This is a genomic window from Brumimicrobium mesophilum (assembly GCF_003025005.1).
In the GTDB taxonomy this organism is placed as follows: domain Bacteria; phylum Bacteroidota; class Bacteroidia; order Flavobacteriales_D; family Crocinitomicaceae; genus Brumimicrobium; species Brumimicrobium mesophilum.
In genome coordinates this window covers 48,955-63,302 of sequence record NZ_PVSS01000017.1, presented here as the reverse complement: position 1 = coordinate 63,302, position 14,348 = coordinate 48,955, and the positions used below count along the sequence as shown (strand labels likewise).

12 protein-coding genes are annotated in these 14,348 nt (G+C 34.8%); 6 read left to right on the top strand and 6 right to left on the bottom strand.

Going from position 1 to position 14,348, the window contains the following annotated elements:
* Nucleotides 1–3 precede the first annotated feature (3 nt).
* The 3 genes from C6368_RS15615 to porG all read left to right on the top strand — a co-directional run bounded on the left by C6368_RS15615 (nucleotide 4) and on the right by porG (nucleotide 2,517).
* Nucleotides 4–666, top strand: coding sequence for a CBS domain-containing protein (locus tag C6368_RS15615; RefSeq protein ID WP_107040164.1), 663 nt, complete (start codon nucleotides 4–6; stop codon nucleotides 664–666).
* Nucleotides 667–669: 3 nt separating this feature from the next.
* The gene (locus C6368_RS15610) at nucleotides 670–1,551 is read left to right on the top strand and encodes an NAD kinase (RefSeq protein WP_107040163.1); all 882 of its coding nucleotides are present in this window, start codon (nucleotides 670–672) and stop codon (nucleotides 1,549–1,551) included.
* Nucleotides 1,552–1,677: 126 nt separating this feature from the next.
* A complete protein-coding gene (gene porG, locus C6368_RS15605; protein ID WP_107040162.1) occupies nucleotides 1,678–2,517 on the top strand; it encodes a type IX secretion system protein PorG in 840 nt (279 codons plus the stop codon).
* A gap of 4 nt (nucleotides 2,518–2,521) precedes the next feature.
* Here the strand turns inward: porG and C6368_RS15600 are convergent, their stop codons facing one another.
* The 3 genes from C6368_RS15600 to C6368_RS15590 all read right to left on the bottom strand — a co-directional run bounded on the left by C6368_RS15600 (nucleotide 2,522) and on the right by C6368_RS15590 (nucleotide 4,994).
* On the bottom strand, nucleotides 2,522–3,859 hold the full coding sequence (locus C6368_RS15600) for a hypothetical protein (protein ID WP_107040161.1): 1,338 nt from the start codon (nucleotides 3,857–3,859) through the stop codon (nucleotides 2,522–2,524).
* A 22-nt stretch (nucleotides 3,860–3,881) separates the two neighbouring features.
* Nucleotides 3,882–4,406 carry a 3-hydroxyanthranilate 3,4-dioxygenase gene (locus C6368_RS15595; RefSeq protein WP_107040160.1) on the bottom strand — a complete coding sequence of 175 codons (525 nt, stop codon included), beginning with the start codon at nucleotides 4,404–4,406 and terminating at the stop codon, nucleotides 3,882–3,884.
* Nucleotides 4,407–4,526: 120 nt separating this feature from the next.
* Entirely contained in the window at nucleotides 4,527–4,994 is a 468-nt protein-coding gene (locus C6368_RS15590; RefSeq protein ID WP_107040159.1) for a DUF4168 domain-containing protein, read from the bottom strand.
* Nucleotides 4,995–5,474: 480 nt separating this feature from the next.
* Between C6368_RS15590 and C6368_RS15585 the strand changes: the two genes are divergently transcribed.
* A complete protein-coding gene (locus tag C6368_RS15585; protein ID WP_107040158.1) occupies nucleotides 5,475–6,473 on the top strand; it encodes a metal-dependent hydrolase in 999 nt (332 codons plus the stop codon).
* A 65-nt stretch (nucleotides 6,474–6,538) separates the two neighbouring features.
* Here C6368_RS15585 and C6368_RS15580 read toward each other — a convergent pair whose 3' ends face one another.
* Nucleotides 6,539–7,177: a porin family protein gene (locus tag C6368_RS15580; RefSeq protein WP_107040157.1), complete on the bottom strand. Its 639-nt coding sequence runs from the start codon at nucleotides 7,175–7,177 to the stop codon at nucleotides 6,539–6,541.
* A 193-nt stretch (nucleotides 7,178–7,370) separates the two neighbouring features.
* On the bottom strand, nucleotides 7,371–8,561 hold the full coding sequence (locus tag C6368_RS15575) for a CynX/NimT family MFS transporter (protein ID WP_107040156.1): 1,191 nt from the start codon (nucleotides 8,559–8,561) through the stop codon (nucleotides 7,371–7,373).
* 319 nt (nucleotides 8,562–8,880) lie between these two features.
* Here C6368_RS15575 and C6368_RS15570 point away from each other — a divergent pair, with 319 nt between their 5' ends.
* The gene (locus tag C6368_RS15570) at nucleotides 8,881–10,680 is read left to right on the top strand and encodes a DEAD/DEAH box helicase (RefSeq protein ID WP_107040155.1); all 1,800 of its coding nucleotides are present in this window, start codon (nucleotides 8,881–8,883) and stop codon (nucleotides 10,678–10,680) included.
* A gap of 29 nt (nucleotides 10,681–10,709) precedes the next feature.
* The gene (typA, locus tag C6368_RS15565; RefSeq protein ID WP_107040154.1) at nucleotides 10,710–12,509 is read left to right on the top strand and encodes a translational GTPase TypA; all 1,800 of its coding nucleotides are present in this window, start codon (nucleotides 10,710–10,712) and stop codon (nucleotides 12,507–12,509) included.
* A gap of 114 nt (nucleotides 12,510–12,623) precedes the next feature.
* Here the strand turns inward: typA and C6368_RS15560 are convergent, their stop codons facing one another.
* Nucleotides 12,624–14,261 carry a M1 family metallopeptidase gene (locus C6368_RS15560; protein WP_107040153.1) on the bottom strand — a complete coding sequence of 546 codons (1,638 nt, stop codon included), beginning with the start codon at nucleotides 14,259–14,261 and terminating at the stop codon, nucleotides 12,624–12,626.
* Between the last annotated feature and the right edge of the window lie 87 nt (nucleotides 14,262–14,348).

The window sequence follows — 14,348 nt, the reverse complement described above, 5'->3', positions numbered from 1 at the left end:
ATAATGATAGGAATTGAATTAATAACAGATGAGATCCCACCGTTAAAACATACGGATTCAGGGGAAACGGCTTTACAATGGATGGAAGAATTCAAAGTGAATCATCTTTCAGTGCTGAAGGGCGAGAGTTTTGTAGGCTTGGTTTCAGAAGACGATTTATTGGATAAATCTGATCTTTCTTTACCACTTACAGACTTGTTTGTTCATCTACCACGACCATATGTTAAGGGGACTTCGCATGTTTATGAAGTATTGAATATTGCTTCTTTGGAAAACTTGTCTGTTGTTCCAGTTTTGGATGATCAGGAAAATTACTTAGGAAATATTAGCATTGCAAAATTGATGCAAAATGTGGCTTCCACAGGAAGTATCAAAGAAGCAGGTGGTATTATTGTTTTGGAAATGAGTGATACAGATTATTCTTTGGCTCAAATTTCACAAATTGTAGAAAGCGAAAACGCAAAAGTATTGAGTTCATTTATTACTTCAAATGCATTATCTAAAAAATTAGAACTTACCCTTAAAATTAATCAATTAGAGTTGGGTAGGGTAATTAAGGCATTGGAGCGATATGATTTTCATGTTAAGGCAAGTTTTCAACGCAATAGCTATCATGATGATTTGAAAGATCGTTATGATGAATTAATGAATTATTTGAATATTTAATCAATGAATGTAGCGGTATATTCTCGAAAAGTTTTAAAACACGAAGTGCTTTTCTTTAAGCGTTTCTTTAAACAGATGGAAGATTTAAATTGGAACCCCATCATTGAAGTTGAGTTTTATAAACAATTGAAACAACAAATTGGACTAAAGGATGGTTACCAAACTTTCAATAGTTATAAGGATTTTGTTACAGGAATTGATTTAGCCATAAGTATTGGGGGAGATGGTACATTTCTTAAGTGTGTGAGTTTTGTGAGATCTAGCGGTGTTCCTATTTTAGGAATTAATACTGGTCGATTAGGATTTTTGGCGGATACCAATACAGCAGATTTCGAAAGAACTTTAGAACGTATTCAAAAAAAGGATTTTACTTATCAAAAGCGTTCACTTATTCAAGTTGAAACAGAAGAAAATATATTTGGAGACAGAAATTTAGCATTAAACGAGTTAGCCGTACATAAAAAGGATACAGCTTCAATGATAACGGTTGAAGCATATTTAGGGGGAGAGTATTTGAATTCTTATTGGGCTGACGGTTTACTAGTAGGAACTGCAACTGGATCTACAGCCTACAGTTTGAGTTGTGGTGGACCAATTATATATCCAAGTTGTGGAGTACATTTTTTAACCCCTATTGCTGCTCATAATTTAAATGTCCGTCCTGTTGTAGTTCCAGATCATATTCCAATTACGCTAAAAGCTATAGGAAGAGATCGGAATTTCTTATTGACGTTAGATTCTCATTCCAAACCGGTAAAAAACGGTACTGAAATTGAATTAATAAAAGCTGATTTCATGATCAACGTTGTGAAGTTTAGTGAAAATGGATTCTTCAAAACTATTCGAGAGAAAATGATGTGGGGAATTGACCAGAGGAATGAGTAAATAATTACCAAATATTTTTCAAGTTTTACATAATTTTTGTTATTCATTCTGAATGTCAAATCGCTAACCAATTTGTTCTAATAGAATAGACAATAATTTCTTATTTTTGTCGTTTCATTGTTCCACATGAAAATAAATTTCAAAATATTATTGATAAGCGCTTTGGTTTTATTAACCACAGGTCATTCTATTGCTCAAGTTGAGAATTTTGGTTCTCGATCATCTTTGGGTTTTATGGTGGGTGGAAGCTATTACATTGGAGATTTAAATCAATACAAGCATTTTAATAATACAAATCTTTCAGCTGGTCTAATTTATAGGTATCATGTAAATTCAAGAATTGAATTACGTGGAGCTGTAAGGTACGGAAAGGTTGAAGGATATGATTCTGAATCTGATAGACCAGATAACTTGGCAAGAAACCTTTCTTTTGAATCCGATATTTTCGAAATGTCAGGAGGTCTTGAATTCAATTATTTGAATTATAAAATGGGAAATAAGCAATACTTCTTTACTCCATATATGTTTATAGATATTGGTTTGTTCAAAATGAATCCTAAGACTGAATATAATGGCGAATTAGTGGAGCTTCAACCCATAGGAACTGAAGGTCAAAACAGTGATCTTAGCGATATAAAAGCATATAGATTGACTCAAATCGTTATACCATTTGGAGTAGGTTTCAAAATAAACCTAGGTGAAAGAGCAGCTCTTTCATTAGAATATGGAATTCGAAAAACCTTTACAGATTACTTAGATGATGTAGGGAAAGGAGATTATTTAAATAGGACTCAATTAGCTGAACAAAACGGAAGTATTGCGGCTAATTTATCTGATCGTTCTCCTGTTGATATTGAAATGACAGGAAGTAGAGGGAATGCCGAAACGAAAGATTGGTACTCAATGTTTGGTGTAATGTTTACTTTTTCATTAGGAAAGCCAGGTAACTGCCATTATCAAAAATAAACTTCTATTTATTCTCTTGAAGTTTACTCGGTGTTCTTGCTGCAAAAAAGATGGTTATTAAGGCCATAAAAGGTGCTTTAAATCTAACTAAGACATTGAAAAGTCCTGAGGTGAACCCTGCGAAGAATCCCAGTATCAGAGAGAAAATTATGGCAAATACTAATATTTCATTTTTACTTACAAATTGAAAATGAGCCAAGATATTCCCTGAACGAAAAAAGAATCCGAAAGTTAGAAATATTAATAGAACGCCTTCAATTGCGCTTAAAAGTAGAAAGGGACTGCTAGCTTCTATTGGAAAAGGACGATAAAAAGCCGTTATTATTGAAATAGGAACTGCCTTAATCACACCAAATGTAGAATAGTCTGTTATACCTAAGTCATAGCGGGGACCAGTATAAAGTTTATTTTCAGCAAAATCTTGCTGAATAACTGCCATCTCTTCAATGTATGCATTATTGTTAATTTCGTGAGTTAAATTTTGAATATACACCAATGATAATAGAATAGTTAATCCTGTAAATGCAATTCTAATTGACCAAAGTAAGACAGGATTGTATTTTATGTTCTTAATTATACGCATTAGGATAACAAAAGACAAAGGGATGAGAATGGCTATAATCATAAAGTCCCGCATTGCATATAAAAAGTAGATTGAAATTAGAAGTAATATTACATATTTGAAACTCCATTTTTTCTTTTTAAGCAATATTGAGAAAGCGATATAAACTATTGTTTGAAAGGCTATCAGAACGTAGGTGTCTTTAGATATTCCAGAGCACCAAAAAGATACAGTTGGAATAAATAAAGTAGCAAATGCGAGCACCCATTTCTTACAAAAATCAAAATCTTTAACCAATTCATACATTTTCCAAGAGGTGATTCCGGTGATTGTTGCAGTTATCAATGACAGTGCTAAATAACTATTGAAAGTAAAAAATGTAAACAAGGAAGTGACCTTACAAACGAAGAAGCTTGCAGGTTCTCTATATATCCAACCTGGAGGGTAGCGAGTATTCTCGTTAAAATTATTTCTAATAGTTGATGAAGAGGGAGTTTGCCACAATTCAGAAAAATAGGCAGTTGGGCTATCCCAAAAAAGATGATTCAGTTTTACAGCTCCATCCCAATATGCTAAAGTATCTCCTCCTTCCAAAACAAGGGAATACGTAAGAGCAAACAAGACTCCGAATCCCAATTTAAAAATCATTGCTGGGTAAAAAAGCTTGTAATGAGCTTTGTCTAATTTATTTAAACGTAGAACCCACAAGAATGCCAAGAGAAGAATTAACCAACCAGCACCAATAACAATATCGAAAAAACCAATGAGCTCAGTTGTCAAAGCTAAATTCTATTATTATAAGTTATATATATCGTTGGTCAACTTCCATAATTTTCCTGCAATTGTCACAAGTTCGATTTTCCACTGACGAATAGAACTCTTTAAATCGTGGAAGAAAGTCTTTTTCGATGTTTTCTAATTTGAATTTATATGTTTTAAGGGGGTGATTACAGGATTCGCAATACCACATTAATCCATCAATTAAATTTGTTCCTTTTCGAACTCTTTCGATAACTAAGCCAACGGTGTTTTCTCCACGAATTGGAGAATGCGGTGTACGTGCAGGAAGTAAAAACAACTCTCCTTCAGAAATTTTTATGTCCTTGGCTTTTCCTTTTTCTTGAATGCGAACCGTGATATCACCTTCAATTTGAAGGAATAATTCTTCCGATTCATTGTAATGATAATCTTTTCGTGAATTTGGTCCTCCAACAACCATAACAATGAAATCTCCAGCATCTACATATAAGTTTTTATTTCCAACTGGTGGTTTAAGTAAATCTCGATTGGATTCAATCCACTTCATTAAGTTAAAAGGAGCTTTCATATTTTAAAATTTTTATTAAATATAGTTATTCCTATTGGTATCATCAACTGATTAAATAAAAAAAACAGAAGTATAAATAAATTTACCTCTGTTAATATAAACTTTTTTAATGTATTTATTCTATCCACTTATCAAAGTGCCAAACTTCTGTTGTAATTCTTCATCCTTCTGGATGGCTGTATAAAGTTCTTGATAACGTTGAAGGGTTAAACCTTCTTGTTGAATCAATTTTGTAATTTCAGCTTGAAAGTCACTCTGAATTTTGCTCATTTTTGAGTTTATGGCAGCTAGTTTTTCAACCTCCTCTTCTTTAGGGTCAGCTTTTTTGTTTGGGTCATTTTGAGCTTTAGCAATTTCATTAAATCGAGCGATTTCCATGCCTTCTTCTTCTATTGTTTTTACAGCCTTTTCTTGCATTTTTTGACTTTCAGATTGAACTTCAACATAGACGTTTGCAAATTTCTTCAATTCCTTATCAGTAATATCTTGAGTTTGATTTTCTTGAGCTGGCAACATTTGTTCTTGTCCGATAATTGATGTTGCTCCAGTCGTTAAGGCAAAAGCCAATAAAAGTGTTGTGATTTTCATATTGTTTTAATTTGTTTATTTTTTTCAAAACTATGGGATATAATATGGAATGTAAAGTAATTGTTGCTAAGTTGTGTTAATTGTAAAGTTGTTTCTCTTGGAAATATACAAATTGTGAAAAGATGGAAGTATCACTTAGGATTGAGTATTCTTCACTAATATTTCTCAGACTTAATGGAGCTAATCCAAAACATTTTAATTTATTTTAATCCCACACACAACCTTTTGATTTTAATTCTCGTCAGTACAATAGTTTGTCTGGGGTTTTATTGAAGGGGTTCAATTTTAAGCAGGCGGACTAACTCTTGCAGAGTAGACTCAGAAAAAACTTATATCGCGTGTTATCACGAAAAGATCCAGTTTTTTTTGAGTCTTTTTTTTGATTAATACTTTTACAGCTATTCGAACCAATCCATAAACTCCTTTTTTTAATTCTTAGATTTGCAAAGTCATTTCACATTTTTATTTCAATAAGATTTTATGGATTCATTGACCCAAATTGTATTAGGTGCCGCAGTTGGAGAAGCTGTTTTAGGTAGAAAAGTTGGAAATAGAGCTATGTTTTATGGTGCATTGGCCGGTACAATTCCAGATTTAGATGTGATTTCATCATTTTATGTTGATACTGTTCGGGCTTTGGAAGTTCACCGTGGTTTTACCCATTCCATACTTTTTTCTGTGATTTTTGCTCCGATATTCGGTTGGCTCGTCTCAAAAATCGACTCCTATAAATCAGTGAAAGGTTGGTCAATGTTATTCTTTTGGGCATTGTTTACCCATCCAATTCTCGATGTTCATACTACCTGGGGAACTCAACTTTTTTGGCCCTTAGATATTCGTTTGGCCTTTAAAACCATTTTTGTAATTGATCCACTTTATACGATTCCGTTTCTAACCTTTCTTTTGCTGGCAATGTTTCAAAAGAAAGATTCTCCGAAACGTCAGAAATACAATCGAATGGGTTTAATTGTGAGTTCGAGTTATTTAGCGTTAACATTTTTACTCAAAGGATTATCATTCTTTCAATTTACAACAGCTTTAGCACAACAAAATATCACTTATCAAGAAATTGATACAAAACCAGCTCCATTAAATACTATACTTTGGACGGCAAACATTAAAAGAGAGAATGATTTTTTAATTGGAAATTATTCTTTCTTAGATAAAAGTGATATCCAATTCTCTAGCTATTCTAAAAATCATGAACTCATTGATCATTTAATTGATCATGAGAAGATGCAGCGTATGATTAATATCTCACATGGTTGGTTCACAATTACAGAAAAGAATGGAGAATTATTCTATAATGATTTAAGGTTTGGCTTGTTAAGCACGAAAGAGAATTCAACAAACTTTGTTTTTCAATATAAAATTATTGAAAATAATGACGGATCTATCAATTTTTTAGAATCAGAAAAGGATATTGCCGATGGAAAAAAGTTGATAGGGGAGCTCTGGGAAAGGGTTTTAGGTAATTGATTAATAATTATTAATGTTTATAGTTTAATGCTTCATTTGATATAATAATTACGAATTTCTCCTTCTTATATTTCATATCGCAGTGTGAGACTCAAACTCGTAAAAAATTGACCTTTATTTAAATATTTCTGATGCCAGTCACCCACAATAAATAAAGCTGGTGGAAATGCTTGATTCAAGATGTGGTCTCTCACAGGAAATATTGAATTCTGAAAACGCAATTCCAATTGCCAATTTTCTTTGATTTCATAATTCACTCCCAACTGTAATCCAATGTCTAAAGATTTAAATTCTCTATAAGGTTCTGTAAGACCAAAGCTATTTCTTTCATTTTGATTGACTTTTACGCCTAAATATAATCCGGCGTTGAACTTAAATTTATTAAAATGATAATTTAAAACTAGTGGAGCTTCTACATAATTCACTCTTAATCTATAAGGGCTATAAACTGATTGTGATTGATAATTTCTCGCTCCTTTTTGATTGAATTGCAAACCAAAGGTTGCGGACCAAGTTTCATTAAATGGATAGTTCACGTCTGCTCCTGCGATTCCTCCAAATTGTGCAAAGCCGTAAATTCCATCGCCACTAATTTGGCTAGAAGTTAACCCGCCGATAATTCCCAAAGAGAATTTTTGAGAGAAGAGATTTGGAGTGAGGAATGTCAAGCCCAAGAGAAGAATGAATGTAAGATTTTTTAACATGGAGGAAAGATAAGAAAAAAAAGGTAAGGCAAAGTTTGGTAGTTGTGTGGTGGATTGCTGAGAGCGCCTTCGGCACTTGGTATTTACACGCAGGTAAAGTAGAGGTTTTTCACGCTTGTGCTGAGCCTGTCGATTTAGAGATTCACAGAGAAGGTGGAGGGTTATCCAGTATTTGAAGTTTTCTTACAAAAAATTAAACTTTTTGATCTTTACCAACACCAAACCCCATGGTTAATTTTAGAATCCCAACAAAAATCAGAAGTACTAAAGCATAATTCCAAACATGTGTTAGGTCATAAATTACTCCTACAGCAAATGGACCTGTAGCAGCAACGAAATATCCGATTGACTGTACAATACCAGAAAGCTCAGCTGCCGTTTCGGCATCATCCGAACGCAGTACAATTAGAAGTAAAGCCAGTCCAAAAGTACCACCTAAAACAATTCCAATTAAACTTATCCATAGTTCAATAAGTCCAATTTGAGGGATCATTATACAAATCAATGAAACAATTTCGATGATCGACAAAACAAGAATAACTAAGCGTTGGTCTTTTCTTTTTCCTGCCCAAATTGGAATAACCATGGCACCAATAATGCCCGTTACTTGTGACAATGAAAGCATCCATCCAGCGTAGTTTGCATCCATTCCTTTTCCAATTAGAATTGAAGGAAGCCAAGCGAGAACAGTATAGAAAGCAAATGATTGTAAACCCATGTAAAGCGCAAGTTTCCAGACCAATAGTGATCCACTTAATTTTTTCATTGCAATAAAAAAACTTCTACGAGGCGGAGTTCTTTTGATGCGTTTGATGTTGGGAATCCAGATTATGATCGCTAAAATGGAGAAAACTGTCCAAATTGCTAATGAGCCTTTCCATCCCAGATTAAATTCTGTAGCTAGCGGAAAGCTTAATCCTGCTGCAATCGAAGCTCCAAGTGACATTACTCCGGTGTATAAACTGGTCACTAAGCCTGCTTTATGAGGGAAGTTACGTTTAATTAAGGCAGGAATAAGTACGTTTCCAAACGCGATAGCAATTCCCAACAAAACTGTTCCAAAATAGAGGGGGAAAATACCGTCGGCTGAACGAATTATAATTCCTAGAGTGAGTAGAATTAATGAACCCAATAAAGTATTTCCAATACCAAATTTTTTAGTAAAAACAGGAGTGATTGTCGAAACCACCCCAAAAGCAATCAGAGGTAAGGTGGTGAGTAAACCCAGTAATGCTTCCGATAAATTAAGGTCGGCACCAATTAGTTCAATCAGTGGACCAATTGCTGCAAGCGCAGGTCTAAGGTTAAGTGATATTATCAAAACACCAACTAAGAGCAGTATTCTTGTAGACTTATTTAATCCGTTTTCGTCGAGTTTTTCCATTGAGCTTAAAAGGTCGCAAAAGTAGAGTTTTGTTTTGAGTGAGACTTCTATTTCAAGAAAATCATTCTGTTAAATCCTGAACTTGCGTTTAAAATTTTTTTTGAACATAAATTAAAATATGGTGTATTAAAGAAGTTTTAAATCTTTGTAAACAACTTTTTTATCGAATTACTTTATATAGCACTAAGTCAGCGTCTTAAAGTTTCACTGTTTAATTGCAATTCATTCCATTTCACGAAAAAAAATCAATAAAAAAAACCTCAAAATCTTGATTCTCTTGAGAATGTCGTACCTTTGCACTCAAATTTTAAATAAAAGTATGACCTTTAACGATTTAGGGCTGAGAAGCCAAGTGGTCAAAGCTGTTACAGACATGGGGTTTGAACAGCCAACGCCAATTCAGTTAGAAGCGATTCCACACTTACTCAAGTCTAAGAGTGATTTTGTAGGATTAGCTCAAACTGGGACAGGGAAAACTGCCGCTTTTGGATTGCCATTAGTGAACAGAATTACAGAAAGCCGAAAATATCCAACAGGCTTAATTATTTGTCCGACACGGGAATTATGTTTGCAGATTGCAAAAGATTTACAAAACTATTCTAAGTACGAAAAATCAGTGACTGTAGAAGCCGTTTATGGTGGAGCAGACATTCAACGTCAAATCAAAAACATCCGAAATGGAGTATCTATTATTGTAGCTACACCAGGACGTTTAGTAGATTTGATCAAACGTAAAGCGATTCAGCTTAACGAAGTTGAAGTTGTAGTACTGGATGAGGCAGATGAGATGCTAAACATGGGATTCAAAGAAGATTTGGATTTTATTTTGAGCGCTACGCCGGAAGAAAAAAGTACGTGGTTGTTTTCTGCAACAATGCCAAAAGAAGTGGCAAGAATTGGGAAAACGTATATGACTGACCCATTAGAGGTGAGCATAGGAAACAAAAATGAAGGTAATGCCAACATTGACCACATTTATTTTTCAGTAAAAGAAAGAGATCGTTACGCTGCATTAAAGCGTTTAATTGATTTTAATCCTAAAATATTTGGACTTGTTTTTTGCCGTACAAGAAGAGAGACTCAGCAAGTTGCTGAAAAACTTGGAAAAGAAGGGTACAGCGCAGAAGCATTGCACGGAGATTTATCTCAAGCGCAACGTGATCGAGTAATGAACTTATTCAGAAGCAGAAGTATTCAATTACTTGTAGCTACTGATGTTGCTGCTCGTGGAATTGATGTTGACGATATTACTCACGTAATTAATTATAATTTACCTGATGAGGTAGAGAATTATACGCACCGAAGTGGTCGTACAGCACGTGCTGGTAACACAGGAGAATCTCTTGTTTTAATCAACACACGTGAGAAATATAAAATCAATCAAATCGAAAAGATTATTGGTTCTAAATTTACTCAAGCTGAAATTCCTGGGCCGGAAGCTATTTGTGCTATCCAGTTGGAATCTATGATCAACAAAGTGAAAGCGACTAAAGTAAACGAAGAAGAAATCGCACCTTTCATTCCACATATCTTAGCTGATTTGGAGGAGTTGTCGAAAGAAGAAGTGATCAAGAAATTCGTTTCTGCTGAATTCAACCGTTTCTTAGATTATTACAAGAAAGCAGGTGACCTAAATGCTAAAGCTTCTGATAGAGGTGGAGACGATAGAGGTGGAGACGATAGAGGTGCTGACAGAGGTCGTGACAGAGGTAGAAGTAGAGACAGAGGAAGAACAGATGAAAACAAACAACGTTTCTTTGTTTCATTAGGAGATAAAGATGGATTGAATCCAGGTGGATTATTACGTGTAATATGTGATGCTACAGGATTAAAATCTGACACGATTGGTAGAATTGATATTATGCCAGCGTTTTCATTCTTTGATGCAGATAAGTCTGACGCAGAAAAAATTCTAGCACAAGTAAATGGTGCAGATTTCGAAGGAAAAAGCATGAACATTGAAAAAACCCAAGAAAAGTCGAAAGGCGGAGGTGGTAGAGGTCGTGGTGGTAGCCGTGGCGGAAGTCGCTCAGGTGGAGACAGAAGAAGTGGTGGAAGAAGCGGAGGCGGTAGTCGAAGTGGAGGCCGTTCTAGCGGAGGTTCAAGCAGAAGAAGATAAAATTACACTAAAACCCAGATAAACGAAAAATGGAAATTAGAAATATAGCGATTATAGCACACGTTGACCACGGAAAAACGACGTTGGTTGACCGTATAATCGAAGCAGGAGAGTCATTTAGCGAAAGAGATCGTGAAAATGCAGGCGAGTTGATGATGGATAATAACGACCAAGAAAGGGAAAGAGGTATTACCATCGTATCAAAGAATGTTTCTGTAAATTATAAAGGAACAAAGATTAACATCATTGACACTCCTGGTCACGCCGATTTTGGTGGTGAGGTAGAGCGTGTTTTGAACATGGCTGATGGTGTTTGTTTGTTGGTAGATGCCTTTGAAGGTCCTATGCCTCAAACACGTTTTGTACTTCAAAAAGCACTTCAATTAGGGTTGAAACCTTTAGTTGTTGTAAACAAAGTTGATAAGGACAACTGTACACCTGATGAAGTTCATGAGAAAGTTTTTGACTTGATGTTTGAACTTGAAGCGAATGAAGATCAATTAGATTTTGAAGCAGTTTATGGTTCTGCAAAGAACAAGTGGATGTCTAAAGATTGGAAAAAACCAACTGACACCATTGAACCACTTTTGGATACAATTTTAGAATATTTCCCTCCAGTTGACATTAAAGAAGGAAATACTCAAATGTTGATTACTTCTTTAGATTTTTCTTCTTTTGTTGGTCGTATCGCAATTGGTCGTTTACAAAGAGGAACAATCAAGCCTGGTATGCCAATCATTCTTACTAAGCGTGATGGAACGCAAGAAAAGCACCGTATCAAAGATGTGTTTGTTTACGAAGGAACGGAAAGAATTAAAGTTGATAGCGTTCAGCCTGGTGATATTTGTGCTGTAACAGGTATTGACGGATTTGATATCGGAGATTCTATCTGTGATGCTGAGAACCCTGAACCATTGGAAACTATCACTATTGATGAGCCAACAATGAGCATGATGTTCTCTATTAACGATTCACCATTCTTCGGGCAAGAAGGGAAGTTTGTGACTTCTCGTCATATCCAAGAACGTTTGACAAAAGAATTAGAGAAAAACTTAGCATTACGCGTTCAACAAACTGAAAAAGCAGATAAATGGTTAGTCTTCGGAAGAGGGGTAATGCACTTGTCTGTATTGGTTGAAACAATGCGTCGTGAAGGTTACGAATTACAAGTGGGTCAACCACAAGTAATCATCAAGGAGGTTGATGGTAAGAAACATGAGCCAATTGAGGAATTAACAATTGATTTGCCAGAGCAATTCTCAGGAACAGCAGTAGAAGCAGTTTCTAGACGTAAAGGTGAAATGACAAATATGGTTGCCAAAGGTGATCGTATGATCATTGACTTTATCGTTCCTTCAAGAGGAATTATTGGTTTACGTAATTACTTGTTGACACAAACGGCAGGTGAGGCAATCATGAACCACAGATTTATTGAGTTCCAACAGTACAAGGGAGAGATTCCTGGTCGTCAGAATGGTTCTTTAATCTCTATGGAGAAAGGGTCAGCAATTCCTTATTCTTTGAATAACTTACAAGATAGAGGTAAATTCTTCGTTAATCCTAATGAAGCAATTTATGGAGGTCAAGTAATTGGAGAAAATTCAAGACAAGGAGATTTAGTGGTTAACGTTACTAAAACGAAGAAAATGTCTAACATGCGTTCTTCAGGAGCTGATGATAAAATCAGTATTGCACCAGCAATCAAAATGTCTTTAGAGGAAAGTTTGGAATACATTCAATCTGATGAGTACGTTGAGGTTACACCTGAATCATTAAGAGTTCGTAAGATTATCTTAGATGAGGGTGCACGTAAGAGAGCAGGTAAATAACCGGAATAGCTTAAGAATAAAACTTTAAAAAAGGCGATTATCGAAAGGTAATCGCCTTTTTTTGTCCACTATTTTATTTAAAGTAAAAGTCAGCTTTCAATAAAATCAAAGCACTTACAACTTTTCAACTTCAACGTAAAACCTTTCTAAATCCGGATTAACTTTTCTCATTTTTCGAGTTCCACGAAGTTTTTCCCAATCAGAATTGGGTTTAATTCTTTTGATTCGTTTACCAAGTTTGACATCAATTGGCATTTTGAAATTTTCAACTGAAGCGTCCCAACGGTAATAAATCCGCTTTTTTTCTTTCTTTAATAGTAGGACAGGGATTTTTGAATGATATAAATATTGATTGAAAATAGGAGCTAGGGTTTCATTAGAATTTTCCTCGAAAAACGCAATAACTTCCTCCGAATTCGTGATTTTATGTTTGAAATTTTCACTGAAATCTTTTACAAGAGCCCACCATTTTTCATCATCGTTAATGACACTTCGAATAGTGTTTAGCATATTGGCGCCTTTGTAATACATATCGAAACTTCCCTCTTTATTTACTCCGTAATCTCCAATGATAGCTTCTTCGTTCGAAATCATTGTTTTCTGTAAACCGTTGAAATATTTCAAAGCATCTTCTTTTCCCCAGCGACATTCAATATAAACTGCTTCGGCGTATGAAGTGAAGGCTTCATGAATCCACATGTCTGCAATGTCAGATGAGGTAATGCTGTTTCCAAACCATTCGTGTCCTGTTTCGTGGATGATGATGAAATCAAACTTCTTCCCAATTCCTGTTTTCGAAATGTCCGTTCCTGCATATCCCATTTTGTACTCGTTACCGTAAGCAATGGCACTTTGATGTTCCATTCCCAAATAGGGTGTTTCTACTAATTTGTACGCATCTTCTTTGAACGGATATTCTCCAAAGTGTTCGTAAAAACATTCCATCATTGGAATAACCTCTTGAAATTGCTTTTTAGCTTTTTCTAAATTATAGGCCAAAACGTAATAATTGAGGTCTAAATCGCGAAATTTGTCTGCAAAATGAACATAATCACCAATATTTAGGATAATATTGTAATTATTGATCGGATTTGTGACTTTCCAGCTCCATTCAGTAAAGCCATTTTCTAAGTCTTTTTTTCCTGTGAATCGACCATTTGAAATGTTCATTAATCCATTAGGAGCAGCCACATGAATTTCGGCTTCTTCAGGCTTATCACTTTGATGATCTTTATTCGGATACCAAAGACTAGCGCCAGTTCCTTGAACTGCAACACTCACCCAATCTTTTCCGTTTTTATCCTTTGAGAATACAAATCCGCCATCCCAAGGTGGAGTTTTTGCAATTGTAGGATGACCAGAAAAATGAATGCTTAAACTGTCTATTGTTTCAGCAATTAATGCATTTTTAAATGTAATAAAAACGGCGTTAAAGTCTCTTGTGTAGTTCAATTTTTCACCCTGATGAACTATAGAATCAACTTTCATGTTTTCGAATAAATCGAGTTGCATTATTGGCATGTTCTCAATTACACGAAAAAAAATTTCATTAAACCCGGAAATGTATTTTTTGGAAGGTTCAACTTTTACGTTTAGATTGTACTTTAATACATCATAACTAGATCGTTCAGGTCGCAAAGAACCACGTAGAGTGTCTCCTCTAGTGTATTCTTTCGACCCTTGAAAAACTTGGCCTTGAATTAGAGCTATGTTAGAAAGAAATACGAAGAGAAGAAAGTGTTTTGCATACATAAACTTTTATTTTAGGCTAAAATAAGGAAATAAATTAGCGTTTAATTTCATTAACTTTACTATTCAATGTAAAACCTTTGTAAAAGA

What these genes read in the sequence shown, in the direction of transcription:
- C6368_RS15615 (WP_107040164.1), top strand. Translation starts at nt 4, where the DNA reads ATGATAGGAATTGAATTAATAACAGATGAGATCCCACCGTTAAAACAT.
- C6368_RS15610 (WP_107040163.1), top strand. Translation starts at nt 670, where the DNA reads ATGAATGTAGCGGTATATTCTCGAAAAGTTTTAAAACACGAAGTGCTT.
- porG (WP_107040162.1), top strand. Translation starts at nt 1,678, where the DNA reads ATGAAAATAAATTTCAAAATATTATTGATAAGCGCTTTGGTTTTATTA.
- C6368_RS15595 (WP_107040160.1), bottom strand. Translation starts at nt 4,406, where the DNA reads ATGAAAGCTCCTTTTAACTTAATGAAGTGGATTGAATCCAATCGAGAT.
- C6368_RS15590 (WP_107040159.1), bottom strand. Translation starts at nt 4,994, where the DNA reads ATGAAAATCACAACACTTTTATTGGCTTTTGCCTTAACGACTGGAGCA.
- C6368_RS15585 (WP_107040158.1), top strand. Translation starts at nt 5,475, where the DNA reads ATGGATTCATTGACCCAAATTGTATTAGGTGCCGCAGTTGGAGAAGCT.
- C6368_RS15580 (WP_107040157.1), bottom strand. Translation starts at nt 7,177, where the DNA reads ATGTTAAAAAATCTTACATTCATTCTTCTCTTGGGCTTGACATTCCTC.
- C6368_RS15575 (WP_107040156.1), bottom strand. Translation starts at nt 8,561, where the DNA reads ATGGAAAAACTCGACGAAAACGGATTAAATAAGTCTACAAGAATACTG.
- C6368_RS15570 (WP_107040155.1), top strand. Translation starts at nt 8,881, where the DNA reads ATGACCTTTAACGATTTAGGGCTGAGAAGCCAAGTGGTCAAAGCTGTT.
- typA (WP_107040154.1), top strand. Translation starts at nt 10,710, where the DNA reads ATGGAAATTAGAAATATAGCGATTATAGCACACGTTGACCACGGAAAA.
- C6368_RS15560 (WP_107040153.1), bottom strand. Translation starts at nt 14,261, where the DNA reads ATGTATGCAAAACACTTTCTTCTCTTCGTATTTCTTTCTAACATAGCT.